Raw genomic sequence first — 26896 nt, forward strand, 5'->3', positions numbered from 1 at the left:
CCATGCGCCGCTATGCTCAGAAAATGCATCAACTGGTCCGGAGTCTGCTGCTGTTGTCACTGATCACTGCCACAAGCGCCCAGGCGGCGGAGAAAATCGACCTGATCATCGACACCGATCCGGGCGCCGACGACGTGGTGGCGCTGCTGTTCGCCCTGGCGTCGCCTGAGGAACTGCACATTCGCGCCCTGACCACCGTCGCCGGCAATGTGCGTCTGGACAAGACCTCGCGAAACGCGCGCCTGGCCCGGGAGTGGGCAGGGCGCGAGGACGTGCCGGTGTACGCCGGCGCGCCGAAGCCGCTGATGCGTACGCCGATCTACGCGGAAAACATCCATGGCAAGGAAGGCCTGTCGGGTGTCACCGTGCATGAGCCCAAGCAAGGCTTGGCCAAGGGCAATGCCGTCAATTACCTGATCGACACGCTCAAGGCTGCCAAGCCCCACAGCATCACGATTGCCATGCTCGGTCCGCAGACCAACCTGGCCCTGGCGCTGGTCCAGGAGCCCGAGATCGTCCAGGGCATCAAGGAAGTGGTGATCATGGGCGGGGCGCACTTCAATGGGGGCAATATCACCCCGGTGGCGGAATTCAATCTCTTCGCCGATCCGCAGGCCGCCGAGGTGGTCGCCAAGAGCGGCGTGAAGCTGACGTACCTGCCGCTGGACGTGACCCACAAGATCCTCACCAGCGAGGCGCGGCTGAAGCAGATTGCCGCTGTGAACAACAATGCCAGCAAGATCGTCGGCGATATCCTCAACGAGTACGTCAAGGCCGACATGGAACACTACGGTATACCGGGCGGGCCGGTGCATGACGCAACGGTGATTGCCTACCTGCTCAAGCCGCAGCTGTTTACCGGTCGTGCGGTCAATGTCGTGGTGGACAGTCGCGAGGGGCCGACGTTCGGGCAGACCATTGTCGACTGGTACGACGGCCTGAAGGCGCCGAAGAACGCATTCTGGGTCGAGAACGGTGATGCTCAGGGTTTCTTTGATTTGCTGACTGAGCGCTTGGCGCGGCTCAAATAACCTGCGTTGATCTGTAGGAGCCGAGCTTGCTCGCGATGGCGGCCTGACAGCCGATTTGTTTCTCCCGGTTGTACGCAATCCCATTGTGGGAGCGAGCCTGCTCGCGATGGCGGATTACTTGGCAACATCAATGCAAGCTGACCCACCGTCATCGCGAGCAGGCTCGCTCCCACAGGCTCTTGCAGTATCTCAGTCCACAGCGTCAACGATGTTCGGATAACGTTCGAACGCCTGCTGGATAAAGTCGCGGGCCACCTCCGTTCCCAGTGCCTTCACCAATAGCTCTATCCCAATGATTGCCAGTTCCTCGGGGCTGCCAGGGCTGTAGGAGCTGTGGCCCTCCGACCATTTGGCATTGATGGTGGCTTCGATGCTGACGGTGTTCATGGTCGGGCTCGCGAGTTGGAGGTCTGTAGGCGCAGTTAAGCATTTTTGCCGTGGGTTTGGCACTGCGACTTAGGCAGGGCAGGAGCGCTGTGCCACACTTGCGTTTTGCTTGCGAGGAGCCTGCATGCAGATCGATTTGAACGCGCCTGGCGGCCTGTCTCTCGACGCGGTGCGCCAACTGCTGGCTTCGGCCAGCGACGACGAACATACCCAGCTGCGCGTGACCAAGGGTGGGATTGCCTATTTGTCTTCGGGCGTGGTCGGTGGCACCGACATCGACGGCCTGCTGTTTCGCCTTGAGACGTGGGCGAAAGGCTCAGGCTATGTCGGACGGGTCGCCGCCAGCGACGAGGTCTGGGTCATGCAAATCTACAATGCGTTGAAGGATAACTGGCCCAATCCGCCCTTTGATTACATCGACGTTTATTGATCGTTGTTCATATTCAGTCACGATTGAGGTCTGAACCCGATGCCCGGCTCAGGCAAACTGCCGGTTTTCCCGATGAGGGCACGCTGATAGCCCCGCTGTTGAAACCAAGTGCCGTCCGGGCTGTCGCACGTTCTCTGTTTATCTATTAGAAAAAGGAGGCTTCATGCCTTGGAAGCTTGTGTCATTGGGTGCTTTGCTGGCTGCTGCGTTCTTGAGTGGTTGCAGCAGCACCTCTGAATCGACCCCGGAGACTGTGGCAAGCGAGACCGGTCACAGCCGCTGCGAGGCAAAGGCCGCCGAGTTCGCGATTGGCAAGCAGGCTTCGCCGCAATTGCTGGAGCAGGCCCGTAGCCGTGCGGGTGCGCAGATTGCGCGTATCCTCAAGCCCAATGACATGATTACACTCGAGTATCGCTCTGATCGCCTGAACCTCAATACCGACGCCAACCTGGTGGTCAATCGGGTGAATTGCGGCTGATCGCTGGTTTTCAATCGAGCATAAAAAACCCCGTCACATGGACGGGGTTTTTTTAGCGCGCCGAGAAATTACTCTGGGCGAACTTGTGCAGCTTGCATACCCTTTTGGCCTTTCTCAGCCACGAAGGAAACGGTCTGGCCTTCTTTCAGGCTTTTGAAACCGTCAGCTTCGATAGCTTTGAAGTGTACGAACAGGTCGTCACCGCCACCTTGAGGAGTGATGAAGCCGAAGCCTTTTTCATCGTTGAACCATTTAACGGTGCCGGTTTGGCGATTAGACATGGTGTATCTCCAAGAAACATATATTTTCAGTGTACTGTGCTGCTCAGGCCAACTGGGCACACCGGGGTATCATAGTCGAAATGTTCGATTTGGGAGCCCCCCGGACACGCTGTTTGCCAATCAGTCGTGTTCTCTTTGTCGTCTTGTGTCGCTGAAAGCCCCGGTTTCAAAGGCTTTGAGCTGAAAGTAAAGGCGATAAAAAAAGCTGTAAAACCTGAAAAAATCGTCTGAAAAGGCGGCTTTTTTCGGGATCATTCCCGGTGTCGGGTCAATTCAAGTCACTGCCTGCTCATTTTTTCGCAGGGGCATTGGCCTTGCATTTGGCAATCTGATCAAGGGCTTTGCGTTGCAGCTCGGGGGACGCCTTGTTATCCATCAGTGCCTGGATATCACTTGCCGGATAGGACTTGATGGCGTCAGCGCCACAGGCGCAGTGAGACTTGGCCGCCGCCGCGCCGATTTGTGACTTGGCGGTTTCCGTGCACTGGAGCATGTATTTCTCGCGCTCGCCCTTGGGCCATTCGGCATGGGCACTCAGCGGAAGCAGCAAAGCGAGGGGGGCGACTACTGCGAATAAAGTATTCAGACGCATGCGAGGAGGCTCCTTTTGGGTCGATGTCTTGTTATCTGAGGCGTTGCGCTCGCTTCAGTTCAGCACTCTGGCATAAATACCCTGTATTTACGCCTGTATCAATTCGAGCACGGCGATGACCGTTCATCTGTGCTAGCATCCGCGGCTCGGGCATTTTCAGGCGCCGGACCGGAATCGGTCCTGGCGGCGGCAGATCTCCGAATAACCCTGATTTGAATCCCAGTCACTCTGGTTCGGTTTCCCGGTTGGCCGCAAGGCTCCTGCCGCTGTAAGGCAGGCGTTCATCATTGAATGGCCTGGACTGGATCTTGTACTGGCTCATCCCAACCCACGTGACCTTTGGTAGGGGTCACCACTAGGAGAGGAGGCGCCATGCCAACTATTACTCTTCCCGACGGCAGTCAACGTTCCTTCGATCACCCGGTTTCCGTGGCCGAGGTCGCCGCATCCATCGGCGCGGGCCTGGCCAAGGCCACCCTGGCCGGCAAGGTCAACGGCAAGCTGGTCGACGCCAGCGACGTGATCGACAACGACGCCACGCTGCAAATCATCACGCCCAAGGATGAAGAGGGGCTGGAGATCATTCGCCACTCTTGTGCGCACCTGGTCGGCCACGCGGTCAAGCAGCTGTACCCGAGCGCGAAGATGGTCATCGGGCCGGTCATCGACGAAGGCTTCTATTACGATATCGCCTTCGAGCGTCCTTTTACCCCGGACGACATGGCCGCCATCGAACAGCGCATGCAGCAGCTGATCGAGAAAGATTACGACGTCATCAAGAAAGTCACCCCACGCGCCGAAGTCATCGAGGTGTTCAAGGCTCGTGGCGAGGACTACAAGCTGCGTCTGGTGGAGGACATGCCGGATGAGCAGGCCATGGGCCTGTACTACCACGAAGAATATGTCGACATGTGCCGTGGCCCGCACGTGCCGAACACCCGTTTCCTGAAATCCTTCAAGCTCACCAAGCTGTCCGGCGCCTACTGGCGCGGCGACGCGAAGAACGAACAGTTGCAACGCGTCTATGGCACTGCCTGGGCCGACAAGAAGCAACTGGCGGCGTACATCCAGCGCATCGAGGAAGCCGAAAAGCGCGATCACCGCAAGATCGGCAAGCGCCTGGGCCTGTTCCACACTCAGGAAGAATCCCCGGGCATGGTGTTCTGGCACCCGAACGGCTGGACGATGTACCAGGTGCTCGAGCAGTACATGCGCCAGGTCCAGCGTGAAAACGGTTACCTGGAGATCAAGACGCCGCAAGTGGTCGACCGCAGCCTGTGGGAAAAATCCGGGCACTGGGCCAACTACGCCGACAATATGTTCACCACCCAGTCGGAAAACCGCGACTACGCCATCAAGCCAATGAACTGCCCATGCCACGTGCAGGTGTTCAACCAGGGCCTGAAAAGCTACCGCGAGTTGCCGATGCGCCTGGCCGAGTTCGGTGCCTGCCACCGTAACGAGCCTTCGGGTGCCCTGCACGGCATCATGCGCGTGCGGGCGTTCACCCAGGATGATGCGCACATCTTCTGCACCGAAGAACAGATGCAGGCGGAGTCCGCTGCGTTCATCAAGCTGACCATGGATGTCTACCGCGACTTCGGCTTCACCGAAGTCGAGATGAAGCTGTCCACTCGTCCGGAAAAACGCGTGGGTTCCGACGAATTGTGGGATCGCGCCGAAGCCGCATTGGCCGCAGCCCTCGACAGCGCGGGCCTTGCGTACGATCTGCAGCCGGGCGAGGGGGCTTTCTACGGTCCCAAGATCGAGTTCTCGTTGAAAGATTGCCTTGGCCGCGTTTGGCAGTGTGGTACCCTGCAGCTCGATTTTAACCTGCCGATCCGTCTGGGCGCCGAATACGTGTCCGAAGACAACAGCCGCAAGCATCCGGTCATGCTTCACCGTGCGATTCTCGGTTCCTTCGAGCGGTTTGTCGGAATCCTGATCGAACACTACGAAGGGGCCTTCCCCGCGTGGCTGGCGCCGACCCAGGCAGTGATCATGAATATCACTGATAAACAGGCAGATTTTGCCGCCGAGGTCGAAAAAACTCTCAACCAAAGCGGATTTCGTGCCAAGTCCGACTTGAGAAATGAAAAGATCGGCTTTAAAATCCGCGAGCATACCTTGCTCAAGGTTCCCTATCTTCTGGTTATTGGAGATCGGGAAGTCGAGATGCAGACTGTCGCTGTGCGTACTCGTGAAGGTGCTGACCTGGGCTCGATGCCCGTCGCCGAATTCGCCGAGTTCCTCGCGCAAGCGGTTTCCCGGCGTGGTCGCCCAGATTCGGAGTAATTATTATTAAGCGTGATATGAGACAAGATAAACGAGCTGCACCGAAAGCCCCGATCAACGAGAATATCTCGGCACGCGAGGTTCGGTTAATTGGCGCTGACGGCGAGCAGATTGGCATCGTCTCGATTGATGAAGCGCTTCGAATTGCTGAAGAAGCCAAGCTTGATCTGGTAGAAATCTCCGCAGACGCAGTCCCACCGGTTTGCCGGGTGATGGACTACGGCAAGTCGATCTTCGAAAAGAAGAAGCAGATTGCCGCGGCGAAGAAGAACCAGAAGCAGATTCAGGTAAAAGAAATCAAGTTTCGTCCAGGGACGGAGGAAGGGGATTACCAGGTAAAACTGCGCAACCTGGTACGTTTCCTGAGTGACGGGGACAGGGCCAAGGTATCCTTGCGATTCCGCGGCCGTGAGATGGCCCACCAGGAGCTGGGGATGGAACTCCTCAAGCGGGTTGAACAAGACCTGCTCGAGTACGGTTCGGTCGAACAGCATCCTAAGATGGAAGGACGCCAGCTGATCATGGTCATCGCCCCGAAAAAGAAGAAGTAATCACCAGGGCACGGCAGGCCTTGCGATTATGTTTATCAACTGAATGCGGAGTATCCGAACATGCCAAAGATGAAAACCAAAAGTGGTGCTGCCAAGCGGTTTCTGAAAACTGCTAACGGCATCAAGCACAAGCACGCTTTCAAGAGCCACATCCTGACCAAAATGTCGACCAAGCGTAAGCGTCAACTGCGCGGTAGCAGCTTGCTGCATCCGTCTGACGTGGCAAAAGTCGAGCGCATGCTGCGCCTTCGTTAATTTTTGGATCAAGAATAGAGGAAGTAACTCATGGCTCGTGTAAAGCGTGGCGTCATTGCCCGTAAGCGTCACAAGAAAATTATGAAACTTGCTAAAGGCTACTACGGTGCGCGTTCCCGCGTATTCCGTGTTGCCAAGCAAGCCGTAATCAAGGCAGGCCAATACGCCTACCGTGACCGTCGTCAGAAAAAACGTCAGTTCCGCGCTCTGTGGATCGCTCGTATCAACGCTGGTGCTCGTACCTACGGTCTGTCCTACAGCCGTTTCATCGCCGGCCTGAAGAAAGCGTCCATCGAGATCGACCGTAAGGTTCTGGCTGATCTGGCAGTGAACGAAAAAGCGGCGTTTGCTGCGATTGTCGAGAAAGCTAAAGCCACCTTGGCTTAAGTACCCCCGGCAGTCACCGGGGCTTGCCTCTGCAGGCCCGGGTGTTAAACGTCATAAATAGGGGAAGAGCCTTAAAGCTCTTCCCCTATTTTGTATCTGGAGTCTGTACATGGAAAACCTGGACGCGCTGGTCTCTCAAGCACTAGAGGCTGTGCAAAGCGCTGAAGATATCAATGCCCTGGAGCAAATCCGGGTTCACTACCTTGGCAAGAAGGGCGAGTTGACTCAGGTGATGAAGACCCTGGGGAATTTGCCGGCCGAAGAGCGTCCGCAGGTCGGTGCGCTGATCAACGTCGCCAAGGAGCGTGTCACAGAAGTCCTCAATGCGCGCAAGGCGTTGTTCGAGGAGGCGGATCTGGCTGCCAAGCTCGCCGCCGAATCCATCGACGTGACCCTGCCTGGCCGTGGCCAGACTTCCGGCGGCCTGCATCCGGTCACCCGGACCCTGGAACGTATCGAGCAGTTCTTTACCCACATCGGCTACGGCATCGCCGAAGGCCCTGAGGTGGAAGACGATTACCACAACTTCGAGGCGCTCAACATCCCAGGCCATCACCCGGCCCGGTCGATGCATGACACCTTCTATTTCAATGCGAACATGCTGTTGCGCACCCATACCTCGCCGGTACAGGTCCGCACCATGGAGTCGCAGCAGCCGCCGATCCGCATCGTCTGCCCAGGCCGTGTGTACCGTAGCGACTCCGATATCACCCACTCGCCGATGTTCCACCAGGTCGAAGGCCTGCTGGTTGATCGCGACATCAATTTCGCTGACCTGAAAGGGACTATCGAAGAGTTCCTGCGGGTGTTCTTCGAAAAAGAACTGGCGGTGCGTTTCCGTCCGTCGTACTTCCCGTTCACCGAGCCATCCGCTGAAGTCGACATGGAGTGCGTGATGTGCAGCGGTAAGGGTTGCCGCGTCTGCAAGCAGACCGGCTGGCTGGAAGTCATGGGCTGCGGCATGGTTCACCCGAACGTGCTGCGTATGTCCGGGATCGATCCGGAAGAATTCTCGGGCTTCGCTTTCGGCATGGGCGTCGAGCGTCTGGCGATGCTGCGTTACGGTGTGAATGACTTACGCCTGTTCTTCGACAACGACTTGCGGTTCCTTGCGCAATTTCGCTAGCCGTCACGAACTTATTAGGAGAACAGGATGAAATTCAGTGAACAATGGCTGCGCGGCTGGGTAAGCCCGCAGGTTAGTCGGGACGAGCTGGTTGCTCGCCTGTCGATGGCCGGTCTTGAGGTCGATAGCGTAACGCCGGCCGCCGGTGACTTCAGCGGTGTGGTGGTGGGCGAGGTGCTGAGCACCGAGCAGCACCCGGACGCTGACAAACTGCGGGTTTGCCAGGTCAGCAATGGCGCGCAAACCTTCCAGGTGGTCTGCGGTGCGCCCAACGTGCGCCCGGGCCTGAAGATTCCTTTCGCCATGATCGGCGCCGAGCTGCCGGGTGACTTCAAGATCAAGAAGGCCAAGCTGCGGGGCGTCGAGTCCAACGGCATGCTGTGTTCCCAGGCCGAACTGCAGATCGGTGAGGGCAACGATGGCCTGATGGAACTGCCGGCCGACGCGCCAGTAGGCCAGGATATCCGTGAATACCTGGGCCTGGACGACGCGAGCATCGAAGTCGACCTGACGCCGAATCGTGGCGACTGCCTGTCCCTGGCCGGTCTGGCCCGTGAAGTCGGGGCCTTGTACGACACCCCGGTTTCCCGTCCGCCTGTCGCGCCTGTCGCGGCTGTCCATGATGAAGTGCGATCGGTTGAAGTACTGGCCCCGACGGCGTGCCCACGTTACCTAGGGCGTGTGATCCGTAACGTCGACCTGTCGAAGCCGACGCCGCTGTGGATGGTCGAGCGCCTGCGCCGCGCCGACGTGCGCAGCATCGACGCCGCCGTCGACATCACCAACTACGTGATGCTGGAGCTCGGCCAACCGCTGCACGCATTCGATCTGGCCGAAATCAATGGCGGCATCCGCGTGCGCATGGCCGAGGAGGGCGAGAAGCTGGTCCTGCTGGACGGCCAGGAAGTCACCTTGCGCAGCGATACGCTGGTGATTGCCGACCATTCCCGCGCGCTGGCGATCGCCGGCGTAATGGGTGGCGAGCACAGCGGCGTCTCTTCGACGACCCGTGACGTGTTCCTGGAAAGCGCATTCTTCGACCAGATCGCGGTAGCCGGCAAGGCCCGTTCCTATGGCCTGCACACCGACGCCTCGCACCGTTACGAGCGTGGCGTGGACTGGCAACTGGCCCGTGAAGCCATGGAGCGCGCCACTGGCCTGCTGCTGGAAATCACTGGCGGCGAAGCCGGCCCGATCATCGAGACTGTCAGCGAACAACACCTGCCGAAGATCGCACCGGTCACCCTGCGTGCCCAGCGTATCTCCCAGATGCTGGGCATGGACATGGAGGCTGCTGAAGTCGAGCGCCTGCTCAGTGCCCTGGGCCTGAACATCAGCGCTGACGGGGCAGGGCAATGGCGCGTTGAAGTGCCAAGCCATCGCTTCGATATCAGCCTGGAAGTCGACCTGATCGAGGAACTGGCCCGTCTGTACGGTTACAACCGTCTGCCGGTGCGCTACCCACAAGCTCGCCTGGCTCCGCAAGCCAAGGCCGAAGCCCGGAGCAACCTGCCGGAACTGCGTCGCCTGCTGGTCGCGCGCGGGTATCAGGAAGCGATCACCTACAGCTTCATCGATCCGCGCCAATTCGAGCTGTTCAGCCCGGGCGTCGAGCCGCTGTTGCTGGCCAACCCGATTTCCAACGACATGGCAGCCATGCGCTCGTCCCTGTGGCCGGGTCTGGTCAAGGCACTCCAGCACAACCTTAACCGCCAGCAGGATCGCGTGCGTCTGTTCGAGAGCGGCCTGCGTTTCGTGGGGCAACTGGACGGCCTGAAGCAGGAACCGATGCTCGCCGGTGTCGTCTGCGGCAGCCGCCTGCCGGAGGGCTGGGCGCAAGGTCGCGAAGTTGTCGACTTCTTCGACGTCAAGGCGGACGTGGAAGCGGTGCTGGGCTTCGCTGGTGCCCTTGACGCGTTCACTTTCGTGCCAGGCAAGCACCCGGCGTTGCACCCGGGCCAGACCGCGCGCATCGAGCGCGACGGTCGCGAAGTCGGTTATGTAGGTGCCATTCACCCTGAACTGTCGAAAACCCTGGGCCTTGATCGTCCGGTATTCGTTTTCGAGCTGGTTCTGGCGGATGTGGCCCAGGGTAAGATGCCGAAATTCCAGGAGTTATCGCGCTTTCCTGAAGTGCGGCGTGATCTTGCCTTGCTGGCCGATCGCGACGTAGCTTCCAGCGCTGTACTGGCGGTAATTCGTGAAAATGCAGGTGAATGGCTGACGGACCTCAGGCTCTTTGACGTTTATCAGGGTAAAGGCATTGATCCGCATAGAAAAAGCCTTGCAGTTGGCTTGACCTGGCAGCATCCATCGCGCACTCTTAATGACGATGAGGTGAATACCGCAACGCAGAATATCCTCACCTCGCTCGAAACCAGGTTGAACGCCACGTTAAGGAAGTGACGTATGGGGGCTCTGACGAAAGCTGAGATGGCGGAACGTCTGTACGAGGAGCTGGGCCTGAATAAACGGGAGGCCAAAGAATTGGTCGAACTGTTTTTCGAAGAAATCAGGCACGCTCTCGAGGACAACGAACAGGTCAAATTGTCCGGTTTCGGCAATTTCGACCTTCGGGACAAACGCCAGCGGCCTGGCCGCAATCCGAAAACGGGAGAAGAAATCCCGATCACGGCTCGCCGTGTGGTCACCTTTCGTCCAGGGCAGAAGTTGAAGGCCCGAGTTGAGGCTTATGCTGGAACCAAGTCATAACGACGAACTACCCGTCATCCCGGGCAAACGCTACTTCACCATTGGTGAAGTCAGCGAGCTGTGTGCGGTAAAGCCGCACGTGCTGCGCTATTGGGAGCAGGAGTTTCCTCAACTCAACCCGGTCAAGCGTCGCGGAAACCGCCGGTATTATCAGCGCCAGGACGTGCTGATGATCCGGCAGATCCGCGCGTTGCTCTACGACCAGGGCTTCACCATCGGCGGCGCACGCCTGCGCCTCTCCGGTGACGAGGCCAAAGACGACACAACCCAGTACAAACAAATGATCCGCCAGATGATCGCCGAGCTTGAAGATGTGCTGGTGGTGCTCAAGAAATAAATTTCTGCTTTTAAATACTTCCAGTTTTCAAAAGCTTGCGTTATATTCCTGAGCGTTCCGCTGAGAAGCGGAACAAGATTCACGCCTAGTCGGGGCGTAGCGCAGTCCGGTAGCGCACTAGCATGGGGTGCTAGGGGTCGAGTGTTCGAATCACTCCGTCCCGACCATATATTTAATGACTTAGCCCAATCTGCAAAGGTTGGGCTTTTTCATTGGTGGGGAGTTTTTCGGGACATCATCCATTTCCTTTCAAGATGTCGGCGCCGTTCCCCGCGGGTTGGTGCTGACAGCCTGCCCATGTCCTACATTACGTTGCTTGGTCCGGCACGCATAAAACAGCCCATTGAAGATGGCCAATGCGTTTACGTAAGGTTTATCACCTGTCGTGGCGAGGGAGCTTGCTCCCGCTGGGCCGGTCCGACGCCTCGGGCGTAGCTGCCCCAAAAGCTTGGGACCGCTGCGCGCTCCAGCGGGAGCAAGCTCCCTCGCCACGGGGCGGTGGCGTTCTTAAGTGATCGGTAATGCGCTGAAGAGGCGGGACGAGCCTTCAAAGGCAATCGGACTTGCCTATCTGAAATTCAGTGATCGGAGAGTTGTTCGCGTCATTGAGGGTGTAATTCACCAGAAGCCCGGACCTCACGAATGGGCCTAGAAACTTCTCATCGCAGGATGCCGCAGCGGCAACGTCCTTTCTATCCTTGGTGAATGCATCGAGATCGACCTCATCTTTCAAGACTCATCCAACACCCTCAATGCAACGCCCAAGACCTCGGCACCGGAACATGATCAAACTTTGAAATCGTCTTGATCCAATAACGACGATAATCAGTCTGATCCGGCGCCAGCGGCTTGTGGGTTGACCACTGATGCCCAGCCTTGAGGCTGGCGCGATAAGCTTCCCATTCTTTCTGTTCAGCGACTTCCCGGGCTTTTTGCCTGTCGTCGAACCAGCCGAGGACGTAGGGTTCGCCCTGGTCCGTGCCGTGCGCTATCAGCAGATAGATCTCTGTCATTACTGGCTCGCCTTGATCCTGAAACTTACTCACTGCTCTTACCCAGGGTATCGGCAGTGCTTTCGTGTTTTTGAGAGTTATTAATGAAGGCCGACAGTTCGCTGAGTAGTAGGTGGGCGTCGATAAAATGTACTTTGGTGTACATTAATCGGTCGTCACGGTACATTCGCAACAAGCATCGTTGATAAGGCAAGCAAGATGTCCCAAGTAGGAAAGACACGTGGCAAGGCCCAGGACGCGGGTTGGCGCGGTTCGCCGGAGGGGTGGCTGGAGGCGGCTTACGAGGCGCTGAAGGAGGCGGGTATCGACGCGGTCCGGGTCATGCCGTTGGCCAAGCGCCTGGGCTTGTCTCGCACCAGTTTCTATTGGTTCTTCGAGGATCGCGAACAGCTGTTGGCGGCCTTGCTTGCACGCTGGCGGGACACCAACACCGGGGGGCTGATCCGCCAATGTGAAAGCTACGCCGAGAGTATTTCCGAGGCGATCCTCAACGTTTTCGAGTGCTGGTTGAATCCCGGATTATTCGATTCGCAGTTCGAGTTCGCCGTGCGCAGTTGGGCCTTGCAGTCGGTCGAAGTGGCCCATGAAGTCTCGGCGGTGGATGAGCAGCGGATGCTCGCGTTGGCGAACATGTTCAAGCGCTTTGGCTACGACAGCCAGGCCGCTGATACGCGGGCGCGGACGATTTATCTGACGCAGATCGGCTATATCACCATGAACACCAGTGAGCTGATCACCGTGCGTTTCCAGCGCATCCCGCATTACGTGAGCATTTTCACCGGGAAGGTGCCCAAGCAGCGTGAGCTGGATCGTTTCTACGGGAAGTTCGGTTACGCCGAAAAAGAACCTGGGGTCTTCGTACCTTTAGCGGAGACTTTCGCGGGGGCCGGCGATGATCAATGAGACCATCGGTATCGTGGGTGGCACCGGCTGGTTGGGCGGTGCGATCGCCAAGGCGCTGTTGACGAAGGCCTTGTTGCCGGCGGGTAAGCTGGTCATTTCCAACCGTTCGGGTGCGCATCCGTTGGCGCAACAGGGCGTCTGTCTGGTCGCCGATAACCAGCTGCTGGTGGATCGCAGCGATGTGATCGTCATCGCTGTCCGGCCTGAACATTTCGCCGGCCTGAACATCGATGCAACCGGCAAGGTCGTCATCTCGCTGATGGCCGGGATCAAGGCGCAAACGATCGCCGAACGAACCTCGGCGCCGGTCGTGATACGGGCGATGCCCAACGCGGCGGTGGAGATCGAACAGTCGTTCACGCCTTGGTATTGCGCGGGTGAGGTAGCCGCAGCGACGCGTGATCTGGTACAGCGGTTGTTCGAAAGCGTCGGTACCGCGGCGCAGGTGCAGGAAGAGGATTTTATCGACTACCTCTCGGCGCTCTCGGGGACCGGGCCGGCCTTTGCTGCTCTGTTGATGACGGCGCTGACCGATCAGGCGGTGGCTGCCGGTATCCCGGCTGATATTGCCCGGCTCGCGGCAAAGAACGTCGTGGTCAATAGCAGCCAGCTGCTGGCGAGCCATGATCCCCGGCAGATGATCGATTCGCTGGTGGCCTATCGAGGTGTCACGGCCGCCGTTTTGCAAACGATGACCGAGGGTGGTTTCAAAGAGCAGGTCGGCAGGGCGCTGCAACAAGGCGCTGCCGTGGCGCGCAGGGGGCTTCAGGCCTGACGGGAAATGCAGATTGCCCCTGGAGCCTCCAGGGGCAAGACTTCAGATGTCTTTGAGCAACCGCAGCGCATCGTAGATGGCGGCGTGGGTATTGCGCGCCGACACCGCGTCGCCGATCCGGAACAGCTGGAAGCGGCCTTCGGGGTGGGTCACGATGTTCTGGGGGTTTCCGGCGATCAGGTCGTGCTGTTCCACCGCGCCGCCATTGCTGGAATGGGGACGCAGTTCGAAGTACAGGTCGTCCAGGGGAAGCGTGCCGTGGTTGATCACCACTTGATCGATCACACGCTGTTTGTGCACCTGTCCATAATCGCTGCCAAAGCGGGCGAGCAACTGGCCGTCGTGTTTTTCCACGGATTCGACCCGGTAAGTCACGGTAAAGGTTACGTCCAGGTCCTGCAGGCTGCGCATGTAGGGCACCAGGTTCATCGCCATGACCTCTGGGGCAAACGAGCGGTCCGGGGTGACGATCTCCAGTTTCGCACCGCTGTTGGCGATGATCTCGGCAGCCTGTAGCGCCGCGTGGTCACCGGCATCGTCGAAGATCAGCACGTTCCTGCCCGGCTTCACGTCGCCGGAAATGATGTCCCAGGTGGACACCACCAGTTCGTTGCCCTGCTTGAGCACCTCGGTGTGGGGCAGGCCGCCGGTGGCGACGATGACCACGTCCGGATCCTCGGCCAGCACGGTCTCAGCCTCGGCCCAAGTGTTGAAATGGAATTTCACGCCCAGGCGTTCACATTGCGCCATGCGCCAGTCAATGATGCTGATCATCTCGCGGCGCCGCTCGCTCTGGGCGGTCAGGCGAATCTGCCCGCCCGGTTGGTCGGCGACTTCATATACCGTGACGTCATGGCCGCGCTCACCCGCGACTCGCGCCGCCTCCAGCCCCGCCGGGCCGGTGCCGATCACCACCACCTTGCGCCGGTGCGGCGCCTTGGCGATGTCGTGGGGCATGGTGGTTTCACGACCGGTGGCGGCGTTGTGGATGCAGTACGCGGCGCCACCCTGATAAATGCGGTCCAGGCAATAGTTGGCCCCCACACAGGGACGGATGTCCTCTTCGCGCTTCTCGATGATCTTGCGCACGATGTGCGGGTCGGTCATGTGCGCACGGGTCATGCCGACCATGTCCACCTTGCCGGAGGCGATGGCATGGCGCGCGGTGGCAACGTCGGGGATCTTGGCCGCATGGAAGGTCGGGAAACCCGTGGCGGAGCGGATTTCTCCGGCAAAATCCAGGTGCGGTGAATTGCGCATGCCCTGGATCGGAATCACGTCGGTGAGGCCCGCATCGGTATCGATGTGTCCACGAACCACGTTGAGGAAATCGACCAGGCCGCTGTCCTTGAGCATGTGCGAAATCCGCAGGCCATCCTGCGCACCGAAACCGCCCGGCAGGTCCTCGTCGCCGGTGTAGCGCACCCCCAGCAGGAAGTCCTCGCCGCAGCGCCGGCGAATGCCACGCAGGATCTCGAAGGTAAAGCGCAGGCGGTTTTCCAGCGAGCCACCGTACGGGCCGTCTAGATCGTTGGTCAGGGGCGACCAGAACTGGTCCATCAAATGACCGTAGGCCTGCAACTCCAGACCGTCGAGGCCGGCGGCCTTCATGCGTTCGGCGGCATCCACATAGTCCTTGATGATCCGGTCGATGTCCCACTCTTCCAGCTTTTTCGGAAAGGAACGGTGAGACGCCTCCCGGCGGTGGGAGGGCGAGACGACCGGCAGCCAGTCGGCCTTGTCCCAGCGCGTGCGCCGGCCCAGGTGGGTCAGCTGGATCATCACCGCGGTGCCATGCTCGTGGCATTCGTCCGTCAGGTCCTTGAGCCATTTGACCACTTCATCCTGATAGGCCAACACGTTGTTGAACACCGGCGGGCTGTCGCGGGACACGGCGGCGGAACCTGCGGTCATGGTCAGCGCCACGCCGGCCTTGGCCCGTTCGACGTGATAAGCCCGGTATAAATCCTTGGGCATGCCGTCGACGGGATAGGCCGGCTCATGGGCGGTGGTGATGATCCGGTTTCTGAGCGTCAGGTTCTTGATTTTGTAAGGCTGCAGCAATGGATCGCTGGACATGGTGGTGCTCCGGAACAGAACGACGGGCGTGGTTTTGACATGACGGTATGTTCAATGTTCATGTGTGTCAATAGTTGTGACACAGGTGTACATTTCGCTTGTCTGAAGAAAGAACCAGGATTAACATCCCTTCGAAACGGGAAGTCGGAATCACCGTTTGCGTTATCAGAAGCTGTCCAGGACCGACATGAATTCCCTCGTGGGGGCGACGTCCGGTTGCGTCCCGAGGAAGTTGATCTTTCTGCTGCCCTGCCAATAACAACTTATACAGAACGCGGAGATGAACCATGATGAGGTTAACCAACAGCACTTCCATCGGCTGGCTCGCCGGCGTTGCGATGGTCATCAGCAGCTTGATGGCCCAGGCCGACGAGCCCACGCCGATCCGCATCGGATGGGTGAACTGGTCAGATACGGAAATCGCGGTGAAGCTGGCCGACACGGCGCTGCGAGATCACCTCAAGCAACCGGTCAAGTTGGTCCTGGCCGATATAGGCATTCAGTTCCAGGCATTGGCCAATGGCAGCATCGACCTGATCCCGATGGTCTGGCTGCCCAGCACTCACAAATCGTTCTATGACAAGTACAGCGACAAGCTGGAAGACCTCGGCGCGCTGTATGAGGGCCGGATCGGCATGGCGGTGCCCACCAGCATTCCCGTCAGCGAGATCGCCAGTGTCGAAGACCTCAATAAACCACAGGTGCGGGAAAAGCTGGGTGGCAAGATCCTCACTTCAGAGGTCGGCAACGGCCAATACAAGCTCACGGAAAAGGCCATCAAGGAATACAGGCTCGACGGCTACAAGATGGTCGCGTCTTCTGAGTCCGGGATGTTGAGCGAGCTGGACCGTAACTTGAAGCGTGACAAATGGTCCTTGATCAACGCCTGGAGTCCACATTGGATGTTTTCCAAATGGTCGCTGCGTTACCTGGACGATCCCAAGCAGATCTTTGGCGGTGCCGAGCAGATCCACGTGATGGCCCGCAAAGGCTTCAGTGCTGAACATCCCGATGTCGCCCGGTTCTTCGCCAACTTCAAGATTCCCCAGGCGGATCTTGAAAGACTGATGGCGGCTGCCCGTGACAGCTCGGCGGACAACGTCGTTGCCGAGTACTACGCAGCCAACAAGCCTCGTTTCGAAGCGATGTTCGGCGCCCAGGCTGGATCGGCTACGGCAAGTCAGTAATCACTGAGGTGGAGGCGGCCGCAGGGCCACCGTCTGGCCGAGATCAAAATGTGGGAGCGAGCTTGCTCGCGATGGCGGTAAGACAGTCGATGATGCGCTGACTGGCAGACTGCTATCGCGAGCAAGCCCGCTCCCACAGGGCGGTGTACTTAGAACTTGAAGCGTCCCACCAGGCCTTTGAGTTGTCCGGAGATGTCGGTCAACCGCCCCGATCCGCTTTGTGCCGAATGGGCGAATTCCTCGACCAGTTGGGCATCGGCATGGATCTGGGCGATGTGCCGGTTGATGTCTTCGGCCACCTGGTGCTGTTCCTCGGCGGCGGTGGCGATCTGGGTGTTCTGGTCGCGAATCGAGTCCACCGAGTGGCGGATCTTGTCGAAGCTGTCACGGGCCTGTTGGATACGTTCCACACTGGTCTGCGACACTTGCAGGCTGTTCTGCATCTGCAGGGTCACTTCCTGGGTGCGGCGGGCGAGGTTGCCGAGCAGGCTGTCGATCTCGCCGGTGGAGTCGGCGGTGCGTCGTGCCAGGGCCCGTACCTCGTCGGCCACCACGGCAAACCCGCGGCCCTGGTCACCGGCGCGGGCGGCTTCGATGGCGGCGTTGAGCGCCAACAGGTTGGTTTGTTCGGCGATCGAGCGAATGGTATCGAGGATCGTGTTGATGTTCTTGCTGTCCTGCTCGAGCGCTTGCATGGTCTGGGTCGACTGCTGCAGGTCCTCGCTCAGTTTCAGCACGCTGCCAGTGGCCTCGCCGATGTGATGCTGGCCGTCGTGCACGTCACGGTAGCCGGTATCCGCGCTGGAAGCGGCCTGGCTGCAGGAACGGGCGACTTCGTTGGCGGTCGCGACCATTTCGTTGAACGCCGTGCTCACCAATTCCACTGCCTGACGCTGGCGGCCGGCGGCTTCGTTCATGTTCTGGGCGACTTCGCTGGTATCGGCGGCGGCGTTCTGCAGGTCGGAAGAGGCGCTGCCGATGCGCTGTACCAACTGCGCGATCATGCCCAGGAACTGGTTGAACCAACTGGCCAGGGTGGCGGTTTCGTCCTTGCCCTGCACCGCGAGTTGGCGGGTGAGGTCACCTTCACCTTCGGCGATCTCTTGCAGACCGCTCGCCACACCGCGGATCGGGCGCACGATCACGCTGGCGAAACTGGCGCCGACAATGGCGAACACCGCCGCCAGCACTGCGGCAATGGCTGCGATCAGCCAGGTCAGGCTCGAGGCCTCGGCCATCACTTCGTCACGTTTGATCAAGCCAATAAAGCGCCAGCCCAGGTCCTTGGAACTGACCACGTTGGCCATGTACGGCACGCCATCGATTTCGATCTGGGTCACGCCGTCCTTGCTTTTGGCCAGTTCGGCATAGTTGGGGCCAAGGTCGGCCAGGGGCTTGAAATTGTGCTTGGCGTCGCTGGGGTCGACCAACACGTTGCCACTGGCTTCAACCAGCATCAGGTAACCGCTGTCGCCCAGCTTGATGTTCTTGACCAGCTCGGTCAGTTGCTTGAGCGATACGTCCAGGCCGACGACACCTACCAGCTTGCCGCTGGCATCGGCGATGGTGTGCACGATGCCGATCAAGGACACATCATCCGGTGCCCAGTAGTAAGCATCCGTGCGCACGGTGGTGCCCGGCGCGGCAATGGCGGCCTTGTACCAGGGGCGAACACGCGGATCGTAGTTGGAAATCTTCGGGTCGTCAGGCCAGCTGGCATAACCACCATCGGCCAGTCCCACGGAAAGATAGGCGGTAGTAGGGTGGCTCTTGGCGAATCTGTCGAAGATATCCAGCAACTGCTTGTTGGTCTCCGTCAGGGGAATTTGTGCGGCGTCGGCACCGGAATAGTTCTTCAGATCCTTGGCGCCGACGATCCGCGGATCCTTGGCGAAGAATTCAACGTTCTGGCTGATGCCGTCGAAGAATGTCTTCATGCCGTTGTCGATCTGCCGGATTTCACGACCGCTGCTGTCAAGGAAATTGGTTTTCGCCGCCTCGCGCAGGTTCAGCACGACGAGCACCGCGACCAGGACAACGGGCAGGCAGGCAATGGTCGCGAACGCCCATGTCAGCTTCTGTTTGATGTTCATGAAAACTCCCGCAGGTATTTATTAATGTTGGGACGGCGGAAACAGTAGCGGTGAGCGTCGCAAATGCTGGAACGAGAGGTAGCGCCCATGCTTACTCTCAGCATATCGACTGACGCGTTTGCCACTTGAGCCCGTTCGGCGCCGCGAGGACGTTGGACGAGTGATGTGGCGCAGCGGTTATCGCCAGCGTCGCAAAACGGGTGGACAGCTGCTTGTGCTTCTCGCGAAGACGCCAGGCAGGTGAGTTCTGACGGTTTTAATGGAGCAACGAGGCCCTATGCCAAGCGCATTCGAGAGCGTACTCAAAAACAAGAACATGGCTTATCAACCGCAGGGCAAGGCCGCTGCGGGCCAGGCGCCGACGCGTGTCGCGTTCGTCTTGATGGACAATTTCTCGATGATGTCTTTCACCGGCGCGGTGGACGCGCTGGTAACCGCCAACCTGATGAGCGACTCGCCCCTGTATGAAGTGCTGACGGTGGGGGCTTCGGGCCCACAGGTGACGAGCGACCTGGGGATTGTCATTTCAACCGACAACGAATTGGCGCAGTTACCGGAAAACCTCGACGTGCTGATCGTGGCCGGCGGGTTCCGGGTGAAGTTGCAGGGCATCGCCACGCTGCGCCGCAAGCTGCGCGCCAATGCGACGTCCGGGGCCATCCTGGGTGGGCTGTGGAACGGGGTATTCTTCGTCGCCGATGCCAATCTGCTGGATGGCTATGAGTGCGCCGTCCATCCGGAAAGCCGCGCCATGATGGCCGAGGTCTTTCCCCATGTGAAAGTCTCCAATCGGGCGTATGTGGTGGATCGAGAGCGAGTCAGCTGTGCAGGCGCGAACAGCTCGCTGCGCATGATGCTGCAGTTGATCAGCAAGACCGGCGGCCAGGCGCTGGTGGGCGCGATCGAGGAGATCCTGCGCTGCGACGAGTCGGGCGATGACGCGACGGACCTGCCGCCGGTGTTCGTCGAGACGGACCCGACGCTGCCGGAAAGCCTCAAGCTGGCCTTGGAATTGATGTGGCAAAACGTCGAAGAGCCGTTGACGATCGATGAACTGGCGGCGTGCGTGAAAATTTCCAAGCGCCAGTTGGAGCGCCGTTTCTGTAGCTTTCTCGGTGCGACGCCGACCCGCTATTACCTGGAACTGCGCCTGACCCGCGCACGTCAGCTCATCCAGCAGACCAATCGGTCCGTGACGGAAATCGCCGTGGCGACCGGTTTCGTCAGTTCGCCGCACTTTCAGCGCCGCTTCCGCGATTTCTTCGGCGTACCGCCGGGCAGTTATCGTTCGGCAGCGGCGCGCAAGCAAGCCTTGCGCTAGAGCATGGTGAACGTGTTCCTTCGTTCACCATGCTCGACGCTTCCATCAGGCCTCACGGCATTTGCGGCAGTTCTTGCGGTCGCAGATCGAATACCAATACCTCGGCGTCCTGGCCGTTGCCCAAGGTCAGCACCTGCTCCGCACGCACCCGTACGCCATCCCCTTCCTTGAGCGGCACACCGTTGAGCTCAACGCTGCCCCGAGCCACATGCACGTAGGCATAGCGATCTGCTGCCAGGGTCAGGGTGGCGCTTTGCTCGCCGTCGAACAGGCCGGCATAGACCCGTGCATCCTGGCGCACGTGCAGTGAGCCGTCGGCGCCGTCCGGGGAGATGATCAGCTGCAAGCGACCGCGTTTCTGCTCGGCACTGAAATGCTGTTGCTGGTAGCGCGGTGTAGCCCCCACCGCGTTCGGCACGATCCAGATTTGCAGGAAATGCACCGGCTCGTCCGCGCTGTGGTTGAACTCACTGTGGGCCACGCCGCTGCCGGCGCTCATCAGCTGTACGTCGCCGGGACGGATGACCGAACCGGTGCCCAGGGTGTCCTTGTGCTCCAGGGCGCCTTCGAGCACGTAGGAAAAAATCTCCATGTCGCGGTGCGGGTGCTGGCCGAAGCCTTTGCCAGCGGCGACCCGGTCGTCGTTGATCACCAGGAGATCAGAGAAGCCTTGCTCGTTGACGTTGCGGTAGCTGGCGAAGGAAAACGTGTGGAACGAGGTCAGCCAGCCGTGACGGGCGATACCGCGATCCGAAGCTTTACGAAGGGTCAGCATGATGAATTCTCCTGAGGTCAGTGGGCGGCGGCCGGGGCCTTTCGCCGGGTTCAGAAGAAGGTTAATGGTTATCGAATTGAGCAATAAGCGGGTGAAAAATGAAAGACTGTCCGGTATGGGTGGACAATTGATGAAGTCTACCCGGTGGTGCTTTGCTTCGACATAATGCGAGGGTGCTTGCCTGATCCCTCGGCTAAATCATGAAACCCTGTGGGAGCGAGCTTGCTCGCGATAGTGGCGGTTCAGCTAGCCTGAATGCCGCTGACACTACGCCATCGCGAGCAAGCTCGCTCCCACAGGAGGCATTTCAAGCTCGATATGGCGGATCTCAGGCCGCATTTCCCTGGATTCTGGCGTTTTACCCATGAAAACCGTTGCAATGGTGCTGTTCCCCGATTTTCTGCTGCTCGACATGGCAGGGCCTCTGGAGGTGTTTTCCATCGCCAATCGATACCTCGAGGCGAACCAACATTATAAATTGCTGACTTTAGGCACCGAGCGTGGGGCATTGCGGGCGTCCAACGGCGTGGCAGTGCAGGCCGACATCCATATCGACCAGGCCTGGGCGGCCTACGATGTGTTGCTGGTCCCGGGCGGGCCGGGGGCCTATAACGACCGGCATCCGGGGCTGCACACCTGGCTGCGGGCCGCCGCGCAACGCGCGACGCGCTACGGTTCCATCTGCACCGGGGCTTTTGTGCTGGGGGAGGCCGGGCTGCTTGATGGCTATCGTGTCACCACCCACTGGCACTACACCGAGCGACTGATCCGGCGTTTCCCTAAGGCTCTGGTCGAAACCGACAAGATCTACCTGCAGGACCGCCGCCTGATCACGTCGGGCGGCGTCACTGCCGGCATCGACCTGGCCTTGTCCATCGTCGCCCAGGATCATGGTCGCCGTGTGGCGCTGGATGTCGCCAAGGTGTTGCTGGTGGTGATGAAGCGCCAGGGCGGGCAGGCTCAGTTCAGTCCTCTGGTGGCAGCGGTGGGTGCCCAGGAGTCGGCTATCACCCGAGTGCAGAATCATGTGTTGGACCATCTGGAAGAACCCTTCACCATCGAGCGCATGGCTGCACTCGCGTCCATGAGTTCGCGGCATTTCGCCCGATTGTTCACCCGCGAGGTGAAGATGACGCCGATGGAGTTCCTGCAAGGGGCGCGCATCGACCGGGCCCGGCAGTTGCTGGAAAGCAGCGACCTGCCCCTCAAGACCGTAGCGTTTCGCAGCGGTTTCGGCAGCGTCCGGCACATGCGCACACTGTTCACGGAAAAGCTCGGCCTGACCCCGGTGCAGTACCGCCAGCAATTCAGCTGAGTGCTGATGTGTCCGTCCAGGGCACCGTGATGTCCGTGCTGCGCCCTGTGCCAGCATTGTTCTCCGATCATGGGCTGCCAAGATAACGGCGAACCCTCTGGAAAGGATGCGCAGGAGCCGGGGCAGACGCGTTCGATGGTCCGCGACGTCATGCCACCACCGGTTATCCGGCACTGAATCGCTGATGAACAGTTTCGTCAAACCCGACACAGAACCGGCGGTGGGCTTCGGCCCGTTTGCCTTCTACCGGCAGCAGCGGCTGGTCACTCGTGATGGTGACCCCCTCGCATTGGGCGGGCGGGCGCTGGACATTCTGCAGGTGCTGGTGGAACACGCCGGGAGTTATGTCAGTAAACAAGCGCTGATCACCCGGGTCTGGCCGGACAGTGTCGTCGAGGACATCAACCTGCGGGTGCACATCGCGGCGCTGCGCCGGGCCTTCGGTGATGGACGCGACGGTTGCCGGTACATCCTCAATGATCCCCGACAAGGCTATTGCTTTGTCGCACCGCTGGCTTGCACGGCACCCATCGAAAAACACAACCTGCCCGCACGGCTGAGCCCGGTGATCGGCCGCGACAAAGCGTTGGGCCGGCTGCTCGCCGAGGTGCCACGCCAAGGCTTGACCACCGTGACCGGCCCGGGCGGGGTCGGCAAGTCCACCGTGGTGCTGCGAGTGGCGGAGCTTTTGCTGGAGTACTTTGAGGACGGTGCCTGGTTTGTCGATCTGACGGCCTTCTCCGATCCTCTACAGGTGCGCGCCCGGATAGCCTGCATATTGGGCCTGGAGTCCGACGCCTTGATCCGGAAACTCAAGGCGCGCCGGATGCTGTTGGTACTCGACGGTTGCGAGCACCTGCTCGACGCCTGTCGTGAACTGGCCCTGGCGTTGCGAGCAGCGGCACCGGGTGTGTCGTTGTTGTTGAGCAGCCGCGAAGCGCTGAGCCTTACCGATGAACATGTCGTGCAACTGCCAGGCCTGACGTTGGCCTCACCCCTTGAGCCAGAGCATCAGCTATTGGCATGTCCGGCGGTGCAGTTGCTGATCGAGCGGGTCGGGGCGCGACAACAAGGCTTCAAACCCAGCGACCGCGAGCTGGTGACGATTGCGCAGATTTGCCAGCGCCTGGACGGCTTGCCCCTGGCCTTGGAACTGGCGGCCGCCCAAGTCAGCGTCCTGGGCGTGGCCGGAGTGCTGGAACAATTGGATTACGGGTTGTCACTGCTCAGTCACGGCCGGCGCACCGCGGTGCCCCGTCACCGGAGCCTGAAGGCGTTGCTGGATTGGAGCTTCGAGCGTCTGGCTGCCAGTGAGCAGGTGCTGTTCCAGCGCCTGGCAGTATTCGATCGACCCTTTACAGTTAAGGCGGCGAAGGCAGTGGTCAGCAGTCCGGAGCTGGATGCCGAGCAGTTGCCATGGCTGCTGTCGCGATTGGCGAGCCAGTCGTTGCTGATGGTCGAACAGTGCGCCAGCGGGGTGCGTTTTCGCTGGCTTCATACCACCCGGGCCTATGCACTGGAAAAGCTGCGCAGCAGCGGACATTGGCATTCGTATCATCGTCGCTACGTCCTGCAGGACGCCTGGACGCCGGTTCATTCAAACCCCGCTGTGTCCGGACAGCGCCTGGAGCAGCGCGTCGGCCTGCACTAGATCGGGGGTGTCGAAGCCTTCGGTGAAGCGGCGATAGACCGGTTCGAGCAACTGTTGCGCGGCCGATTCGCGGCCCTGGCGTTGCCATAGTCGCGCCAGGGACATGGCGCAGCGCAGTTCCCAAGCCTGTGCCGCTTGCTCGCGGGCTATCGCAAGGGCTGCTATCAGTTGCTCTTGCGCATGACCATCAATGCACGGGTCATTCGAGGCCAACAGGGTTTCGGCGCCGGCCCGCAGGATTTCTGCAGTGCACCAGCCGGCGGCGCCACTGCGGGCGCGTTCGACTTGCGCGTCGTTGACCAGATCGGTGCGCAGGGTCACGACGATATCCTGGATCAACCCATTGACCGGATTGGCTTCCAGGGGGCCGCCGTTCAATGCGCTGTCGTAATAGCGGGCCCAGTTATGGAACAGGATCACCGAGTGTTTGGTGGCCTGGTATTGCAACATCTCCAGCCGCTCTCGAGCCGTGCCGTGATCGCCGTTGTAGTGCGCAATCACGCAGCCGGCCAACGCCAGGGTGTAGCAGATTGAAGTGCCATGGTTGATCTGCAAGGCGATCTGCAGCGCGAGGTCGGCTGCCCGTCGGGCTCTTTCAGCGAAGCCTTGCAGCCAGAGGATGCGCGCCAGGGTCGTCAGCGAGGCCACGCTCTGGTCGTATTGCACACCGAAACCGTGGGTGAAACGGCTCAGATGGCCGTTCTGGGCCAGGCGCTGGATGACCTGTTCGGCCTCTTGTCGAGCCGCGCCCTGGGCGCCGGCAAAATGCAGCGCCAGCACCCGCAGGCGTTGGGCACTCAAGGACAGTACCGGGTCGCCCTGGGTGCCGAGTCGGTCGAAATCCTGGCTCTGCTCCAGTGCTTGTCGATAGTTCCCGCAACTGAGATTGACCGCCATGTGCCCCGACACTGCGCGCAGTTCGCCGGCGCGGTTCTGACAATGCCGGGCCAGTTGCCGGGCGGCGACAAAAGCGTGAATCGTTGCCGGCGTACCGCCTTCGGTGTGGTAGCTGAAACTGGCGTGGGCCAGCTCCAGGGCGAGGCTCAGCCTGGGGCATGGCGCCGGGCTGGCCCGCAGCAATTGCCGGGCCTTGGAGACATACAGACCGTGTTCCTTGACCAGCGACAGTTCTTGCCACAGGGGCAGGGTGCGTGCCGTCAGGCGAACGGCCACCTCATGCGACCCGTTGGGGGCCAGTCCCCGGTCGAGGGCGGCACGGATGTCGTCGCGATAGGCGGCGTAGCGCGCAATCCACAACGGCGTAGGGGTGTGCTCCCAGTCGTTTTCGGCTTGCTCCATCAACGCCAGGCAACGCTCGGCGTGGCGTTCCTGGCTGGCCGCCAGTTCACCGGCTGCAGCCAGTTTTTCCGACGCATAACTGCGGGTAGTGTCCAGCAGGCGGTAGCGCACCTCTTCGTCGCCGACTTCGACATTGAGCAACGACTTGGCGACCAACTGGCTGATGGACACCAGCACCTGATCGGGCGCGACGTGTGGACCGACGATCACCGCTGCGGCCGATGCCAGGTTGAAGCTGCCCATGAACACCGCCAGCCGGCGCAGGCAGATCTGCTCGCACACCGTGAGCAGTGCAAAGCTCCAGTCGAGCGTGGCAAGCAGGGTCTGCTGGCGCGGAGCAACGTCGGTGTGGCTGTGTAGCACGGCCACGCTGTCCTGCAATTGCCGATGCAGCTCCTCCAGCCCGAAACGGCCTACCTGCGCGGCGGCCAACTCGATGGCCAGCGGGATCCCATCCAGCCGCTGGCAAATCTGCGCCACCCATGGCACTTCGAGGTCGGTCAGTTCGAAGTCTTCATGGCTGGCCATCGCACGTTCGGCAAACAATTGCAGTGCCGGATATTGCAGGGCCGGATAACCTTCGATGGACGTTTCGCGGGGTGGAAATGCCAGGGAGTCCACGCGCTGCACGTGTTCGCCTTCGGCCCGCAGGCCTTCGCGGCTGGTGGCCAGGATGTGCAAGTGCGGGGCGCCGCGCAGCAGGGTTTCACAAAGCTGGGCGACGGCGTCGATCAAGTGCTCGCAGTTGTCGATCACCAGCAGCAGATGCCGTTCCTTGAGCTGGCGGGCGATGGTGTCCGGCTGATCAAGGTCGGGCAGCGGCAGGTTCAGCAGGGTGCACAGATCGGGGACGATCATCGCTGGATCGTTGAGCAAGGCCAGGTCCAGTAGAAACGTGCCGTCGCGGTAGTGCTCGATCAGTCGTTCGGCGACGCGCAGCGCGATAGTGGTCTTACCGATGCCGCCGGTCCCGACCAGGGTGATGAAGCGCTTGCGCGGCAGCTGTTCCACCAGACTCTCCACCACCGCCTGGCGCCCGATCATCCGGGTACGCCGCAGTGGCAGGTTGTGGGGCGCTGACGATGGTGCGATGTCCACCGATGGCGCGAGCGGCTCGGCAGACACTGGCGCGACAAAACTGTAGCCGCGTTGCGCCACGGTGACGATGTAGCGTTGCCCGGCCTGACCGTCCCCCAATGCCTTGCGCAGTGCGGCCACATGCACCCGCAGATTGGTGTCTTCTACCACACTCCTGGGCCAGACCCGGGCGATCAACTGCTGTTTACTCACCACCTCTCCGGCGTGTTCGAGCAGTACCAGCAGAATCTCCACCGCCCGCCGTCCCAGGCGCAGCGGTTGCCCGCCCTCCAGTACCAGGCGCTGGCGAGGATGGACCTGATAAGGGCCGAAATGCACCGTCTGTTCGACGGGCAGGGTGAGGGGTTGGCTCATGGTGTTCTCAATGTGCTTGTCCCGGTGCATGGGCTTTATCCGAGCATGTTCCTCAGGTTTTGCGTTGAGCGCAACGGTGAAGGCGTCTGGCGCGGGCTTTGCGGAGCGCAATCGTGGCGAGGGAGCTTGCTCCGGCTGGGCTGCGAAGCGGCCCTTGGGACCCTGCCGCTG

At 60.2% G+C, this 26896-nt stretch carries 25 protein-coding genes, 1 tRNA gene and 1 pseudogene; 18 read left to right on the forward strand and 9 right to left on the reverse strand.

What is annotated here, in order from left to right:
• Window positions 1-2 precede the first annotated feature (2 nt).
• Complete coding sequence (locus ACLEJQ_RS05330; RefSeq protein ID WP_440792856.1) at window positions 3-1031, forward strand: nucleoside hydrolase; 1029 nt, start codon at window positions 3-5, stop codon at window positions 1029-1031.
• 189 nt (window positions 1032-1220) lie between these two features.
• Here ACLEJQ_RS05330 and ACLEJQ_RS05335 read toward each other — a convergent pair whose 3' ends face one another.
• Window positions 1221-1418 (reverse strand): hypothetical protein, encoded by a 198-nt coding sequence (locus ACLEJQ_RS05335; RefSeq protein WP_440792858.1) that lies wholly within the window; start codon window positions 1416-1418, stop codon window positions 1221-1223.
• Window positions 1419-1542: 124 nt separating this feature from the next.
• Between ACLEJQ_RS05335 and ACLEJQ_RS05340 the strand changes: the two genes are divergently transcribed.
• Together ACLEJQ_RS05340 and ACLEJQ_RS05345 are read left to right on the forward strand one after the other, a co-directional pair.
• Window positions 1543-1848: a hypothetical protein gene (locus tag ACLEJQ_RS05340; RefSeq protein ID WP_440792860.1), complete on the forward strand. Its 306-nt coding sequence runs from the start codon at window positions 1543-1545 to the stop codon at window positions 1846-1848.
• A 163-nt stretch (window positions 1849-2011) separates the two neighbouring features.
• Entirely contained in the window at window positions 2012-2326 is a 315-nt protein-coding gene (locus ACLEJQ_RS05345) for an I78 family peptidase inhibitor (RefSeq protein ID WP_440792862.1), read from the forward strand.
• Window positions 2327-2394: 68 nt separating this feature from the next.
• Here the strand turns inward: ACLEJQ_RS05345 and ACLEJQ_RS05350 are convergent, their stop codons facing one another.
• Complete coding sequence (locus ACLEJQ_RS05350) at window positions 2395-2607, reverse strand: cold-shock protein (RefSeq protein WP_017904083.1); 213 nt, start codon at window positions 2605-2607, stop codon at window positions 2395-2397.
• Window positions 2608-2896: 289 nt separating this feature from the next.
• Window positions 2897-3199 (reverse strand): hypothetical protein, encoded by a 303-nt coding sequence (locus ACLEJQ_RS05355; RefSeq protein WP_440792863.1) that lies wholly within the window; start codon window positions 3197-3199, stop codon window positions 2897-2899.
• A gap of 372 nt (window positions 3200-3571) precedes the next feature.
• On the opposite strand from ACLEJQ_RS05355, the gene thrS reads away from it, so the two are divergent.
• The 9 genes from thrS to ACLEJQ_RS05400 all read left to right on the forward strand — a co-directional run bounded on the left by thrS (window position 3572) and on the right by ACLEJQ_RS05400 (window position 11029).
• Complete coding sequence (gene thrS / locus ACLEJQ_RS05360; RefSeq protein WP_440792865.1) at window positions 3572-5494, forward strand: threonine--tRNA ligase; 1923 nt, start codon at window positions 3572-3574, stop codon at window positions 5492-5494.
• Window positions 5494-6045, forward strand: coding sequence for a translation initiation factor IF-3 (gene infC / locus ACLEJQ_RS05365; protein WP_172679675.1), 552 nt, complete (start codon window positions 5494-5496; stop codon window positions 6043-6045). The genes thrS and infC overlap by 1 nt, the downstream gene beginning before the upstream one ends.
• A 60-nt stretch (window positions 6046-6105) precedes the next feature.
• Window positions 6106-6300: a 50S ribosomal protein L35 gene (gene rpmI / locus ACLEJQ_RS05370; protein ID WP_002553160.1), complete on the forward strand. Its 195-nt coding sequence runs from the start codon at window positions 6106-6108 to the stop codon at window positions 6298-6300.
• A 30-nt stretch (window positions 6301-6330) separates the two neighbouring features.
• Window positions 6331-6687, forward strand: coding sequence for a 50S ribosomal protein L20 (gene rplT, locus ACLEJQ_RS05375; protein WP_039592831.1), 357 nt, complete (start codon window positions 6331-6333; stop codon window positions 6685-6687).
• 109 nt (window positions 6688-6796) lie between these two features.
• On the forward strand, window positions 6797-7813 hold the full coding sequence (pheS, locus tag ACLEJQ_RS05380) for a phenylalanine--tRNA ligase subunit alpha (RefSeq protein WP_047229332.1): 1017 nt from the start codon (window positions 6797-6799) through the stop codon (window positions 7811-7813).
• 27 nt (window positions 7814-7840) lie between these two features.
• Window positions 7841-10219 (forward strand): phenylalanine--tRNA ligase subunit beta, encoded by a 2379-nt coding sequence (gene pheT / locus ACLEJQ_RS05385; protein ID WP_440792867.1) that lies wholly within the window; start codon window positions 7841-7843, stop codon window positions 10217-10219.
• 3 nt (window positions 10220-10222) lie between these two features.
• Window positions 10223-10525 carry an integration host factor subunit alpha gene (gene ihfA, locus ACLEJQ_RS05390; RefSeq protein ID WP_002553164.1) on the forward strand — a complete coding sequence of 101 codons (303 nt, stop codon included), beginning with the start codon at window positions 10223-10225 and terminating at the stop codon, window positions 10523-10525.
• On the forward strand, window positions 10506-10862 hold the full coding sequence (locus ACLEJQ_RS05395) for a MerR family transcriptional regulator (protein ID WP_003179985.1): 357 nt from the start codon (window positions 10506-10508) through the stop codon (window positions 10860-10862). The genes ihfA and ACLEJQ_RS05395 overlap by 20 nt, the downstream gene beginning before the upstream one ends.
• A gap of 90 nt (window positions 10863-10952) precedes the next feature.
• A tRNA-Pro gene (locus tag ACLEJQ_RS05400) sits at window positions 10953-11029 on the forward strand.
• Between the two features lie 582 nt (window positions 11030-11611).
• Here the strand turns inward: ACLEJQ_RS05400 and ACLEJQ_RS05405 are convergent.
• Complete coding sequence (locus ACLEJQ_RS05405; RefSeq protein ID WP_440792869.1) at window positions 11612-11875, reverse strand: hypothetical protein; 264 nt, start codon at window positions 11873-11875, stop codon at window positions 11612-11614.
• Between the two features lie 198 nt (window positions 11876-12073).
• Between ACLEJQ_RS05405 and ACLEJQ_RS05410 the strand changes: the two genes are divergently transcribed.
• Entirely contained in the window at window positions 12074-12778 is a 705-nt protein-coding gene (locus ACLEJQ_RS05410; RefSeq protein WP_440792871.1) for a TetR/AcrR family transcriptional regulator, read from the forward strand.
• A complete protein-coding gene (locus ACLEJQ_RS05415; protein WP_440792873.1) occupies window positions 12768-13553 on the forward strand; it encodes a pyrroline-5-carboxylate reductase family protein in 786 nt (261 codons plus the stop codon). The genes ACLEJQ_RS05410 and ACLEJQ_RS05415 overlap by 11 nt, the downstream gene beginning before the upstream one ends.
• Before the next feature lie 42 nt (window positions 13554-13595).
• Here ACLEJQ_RS05415 and ACLEJQ_RS05420 read toward each other — a convergent pair whose 3' ends face one another.
• Window positions 13596-15632, reverse strand: a complete 2037-nt coding sequence (locus ACLEJQ_RS05420) for an oxidoreductase (RefSeq protein ID WP_440792875.1) — start codon at window positions 15630-15632, stop codon at window positions 13596-13598.
• Window positions 15633-15970: 338 nt separating this feature from the next.
• Between ACLEJQ_RS05420 and ACLEJQ_RS05425 the strand changes: the two genes are divergently transcribed.
• The gene (locus ACLEJQ_RS05425; protein ID WP_440793081.1) at window positions 15971-16819 is read left to right on the forward strand and encodes a glycine betaine ABC transporter substrate-binding protein; all 849 of its coding nucleotides are present in this window, start codon (window positions 15971-15973) and stop codon (window positions 16817-16819) included.
• A gap of 149 nt (window positions 16820-16968) precedes the next feature.
• On the opposite strand, the gene ACLEJQ_RS05430 is transcribed toward ACLEJQ_RS05425, so the two are convergent.
• Window positions 16969-17823: a methyl-accepting chemotaxis protein gene (locus ACLEJQ_RS05430; RefSeq protein ID WP_440793083.1), complete on the reverse strand. Its 855-nt coding sequence runs from the start codon at window positions 17821-17823 to the stop codon at window positions 16969-16971.
• 6 nt (window positions 17824-17829) lie between these two features.
• A pseudogene (locus tag ACLEJQ_RS05435) lies at window positions 17830-18912 on the reverse strand (HAMP domain-containing protein); the annotation flags it as partial.
• Between the two features lie 277 nt (window positions 18913-19189).
• On the opposite strand from ACLEJQ_RS05435, the gene ACLEJQ_RS05440 reads away from it, so the two are divergent.
• On the forward strand, window positions 19190-20233 hold the full coding sequence (locus ACLEJQ_RS05440) for a GlxA family transcriptional regulator (protein WP_440792877.1): 1044 nt from the start codon (window positions 19190-19192) through the stop codon (window positions 20231-20233).
• Between the two features lie 52 nt (window positions 20234-20285).
• Here the strand turns inward: ACLEJQ_RS05440 and ACLEJQ_RS05445 are convergent, their stop codons facing one another.
• Complete coding sequence (locus tag ACLEJQ_RS05445; RefSeq protein ID WP_440792879.1) at window positions 20286-21008, reverse strand: pirin family protein; 723 nt, start codon at window positions 21006-21008, stop codon at window positions 20286-20288.
• A 364-nt stretch (window positions 21009-21372) separates the two neighbouring features.
• Here ACLEJQ_RS05445 and ACLEJQ_RS05450 point away from each other — a divergent pair, with 364 nt between their 5' ends.
• Together ACLEJQ_RS05450 and ACLEJQ_RS05455 are read left to right on the forward strand one after the other, a co-directional pair.
• Entirely contained in the window at window positions 21373-22323 is a 951-nt protein-coding gene (locus tag ACLEJQ_RS05450; RefSeq protein WP_440792881.1) for a GlxA family transcriptional regulator, read from the forward strand.
• Window positions 22324-22507: 184 nt separating this feature from the next.
• On the forward strand, window positions 22508-23974 hold the full coding sequence (locus ACLEJQ_RS05455; protein ID WP_440792882.1) for an ATP-binding protein: 1467 nt from the start codon (window positions 22508-22510) through the stop codon (window positions 23972-23974).
• Here the strand turns inward: ACLEJQ_RS05455 and ACLEJQ_RS05460 are convergent.
• On the reverse strand, window positions 23921-26725 hold the full coding sequence (locus ACLEJQ_RS05460; protein ID WP_440792884.1) for an ATP-binding protein: 2805 nt from the start codon (window positions 26723-26725) through the stop codon (window positions 23921-23923). The genes ACLEJQ_RS05455 and ACLEJQ_RS05460 overlap by 54 nt on opposite strands.
• Between the last annotated feature and the right edge of the window lie 171 nt (window positions 26726-26896).

The sequence above is a fragment of the Pseudomonas sp. SMV71 genome (assembly GCF_052042015.1).
Lineage (GTDB): Bacteria > Pseudomonadota > Gammaproteobacteria > Pseudomonadales > Pseudomonadaceae > Aquipseudomonas.

Bases quoted from the DNA above. Each gene is read 5' to 3' on its own strand.
- ACLEJQ_RS05330 (WP_440792856.1), top strand. From the start codon at position 3: ATGCGCCGCTATGCTCAGAAAATGCATCAACTGGTCCGGAGTCTGCTG.
- ACLEJQ_RS05335 (WP_440792858.1), bottom strand. From the start codon at position 1,418: ATGAACACCGTCAGCATCGAAGCCACCATCAATGCCAAATGGTCGGAG.
- ACLEJQ_RS05340 (WP_440792860.1), top strand. From the start codon at position 1,543: ATGCAGATCGATTTGAACGCGCCTGGCGGCCTGTCTCTCGACGCGGTG.
- ACLEJQ_RS05345 (WP_440792862.1), top strand. From the start codon at position 2,012: ATGCCTTGGAAGCTTGTGTCATTGGGTGCTTTGCTGGCTGCTGCGTTC.
- ACLEJQ_RS05350 (WP_017904083.1), bottom strand. From the start codon at position 2,607: ATGTCTAATCGCCAAACCGGCACCGTTAAATGGTTCAACGATGAAAAA.
- ACLEJQ_RS05355 (WP_440792863.1), bottom strand. From the start codon at position 3,199: ATGCGTCTGAATACTTTATTCGCAGTAGTCGCCCCCCTCGCTTTGCTG.
- thrS (WP_440792865.1), top strand. From the start codon at position 3,572: ATGCCAACTATTACTCTTCCCGACGGCAGTCAACGTTCCTTCGATCAC.
- rpmI (WP_002553160.1), top strand. From the start codon at position 6,106: ATGCCAAAGATGAAAACCAAAAGTGGTGCTGCCAAGCGGTTTCTGAAA.
- rplT (WP_039592831.1), top strand. From the start codon at position 6,331: ATGGCTCGTGTAAAGCGTGGCGTCATTGCCCGTAAGCGTCACAAGAAA.
- pheS (WP_047229332.1), top strand. From the start codon at position 6,797: ATGGAAAACCTGGACGCGCTGGTCTCTCAAGCACTAGAGGCTGTGCAA.
- pheT (WP_440792867.1), top strand. From the start codon at position 7,841: ATGAAATTCAGTGAACAATGGCTGCGCGGCTGGGTAAGCCCGCAGGTT.
- ihfA (WP_002553164.1), top strand. From the start codon at position 10,223: ATGGGGGCTCTGACGAAAGCTGAGATGGCGGAACGTCTGTACGAGGAG.
- ACLEJQ_RS05395 (WP_003179985.1), top strand. From the start codon at position 10,506: ATGCTGGAACCAAGTCATAACGACGAACTACCCGTCATCCCGGGCAAA.
- ACLEJQ_RS05405 (WP_440792869.1), bottom strand. From the start codon at position 11,875: ATGACAGAGATCTATCTGCTGATAGCGCACGGCACGGACCAGGGCGAA.
- ACLEJQ_RS05410 (WP_440792871.1), top strand. From the start codon at position 12,074: ATGTCCCAAGTAGGAAAGACACGTGGCAAGGCCCAGGACGCGGGTTGG.
- ACLEJQ_RS05415 (WP_440792873.1), top strand. From the start codon at position 12,768: ATGATCAATGAGACCATCGGTATCGTGGGTGGCACCGGCTGGTTGGGC.
- ACLEJQ_RS05420 (WP_440792875.1), bottom strand. From the start codon at position 15,632: ATGTCCAGCGATCCATTGCTGCAGCCTTACAAAATCAAGAACCTGACG.
- ACLEJQ_RS05425 (WP_440793081.1), top strand. From the start codon at position 15,971: ATGGTCATCAGCAGCTTGATGGCCCAGGCCGACGAGCCCACGCCGATC.
- ACLEJQ_RS05430 (WP_440793083.1), bottom strand. From the start codon at position 17,823: ATGATCGCGCAGTTGGTACAGCGCATCGGCAGCGCCTCTTCCGACCTG.
- ACLEJQ_RS05440 (WP_440792877.1), top strand. From the start codon at position 19,190: ATGCCAAGCGCATTCGAGAGCGTACTCAAAAACAAGAACATGGCTTAT.
- ACLEJQ_RS05445 (WP_440792879.1), bottom strand. From the start codon at position 21,008: ATGCTGACCCTTCGTAAAGCTTCGGATCGCGGTATCGCCCGTCACGGC.
- ACLEJQ_RS05450 (WP_440792881.1), top strand. From the start codon at position 21,373: ATGAAAACCGTTGCAATGGTGCTGTTCCCCGATTTTCTGCTGCTCGAC.
- ACLEJQ_RS05455 (WP_440792882.1), top strand. From the start codon at position 22,508: ATGAACAGTTTCGTCAAACCCGACACAGAACCGGCGGTGGGCTTCGGC.
- ACLEJQ_RS05460 (WP_440792884.1), bottom strand. From the start codon at position 26,725: ATGAGCCAACCCCTCACCCTGCCCGTCGAACAGACGGTGCATTTCGGC.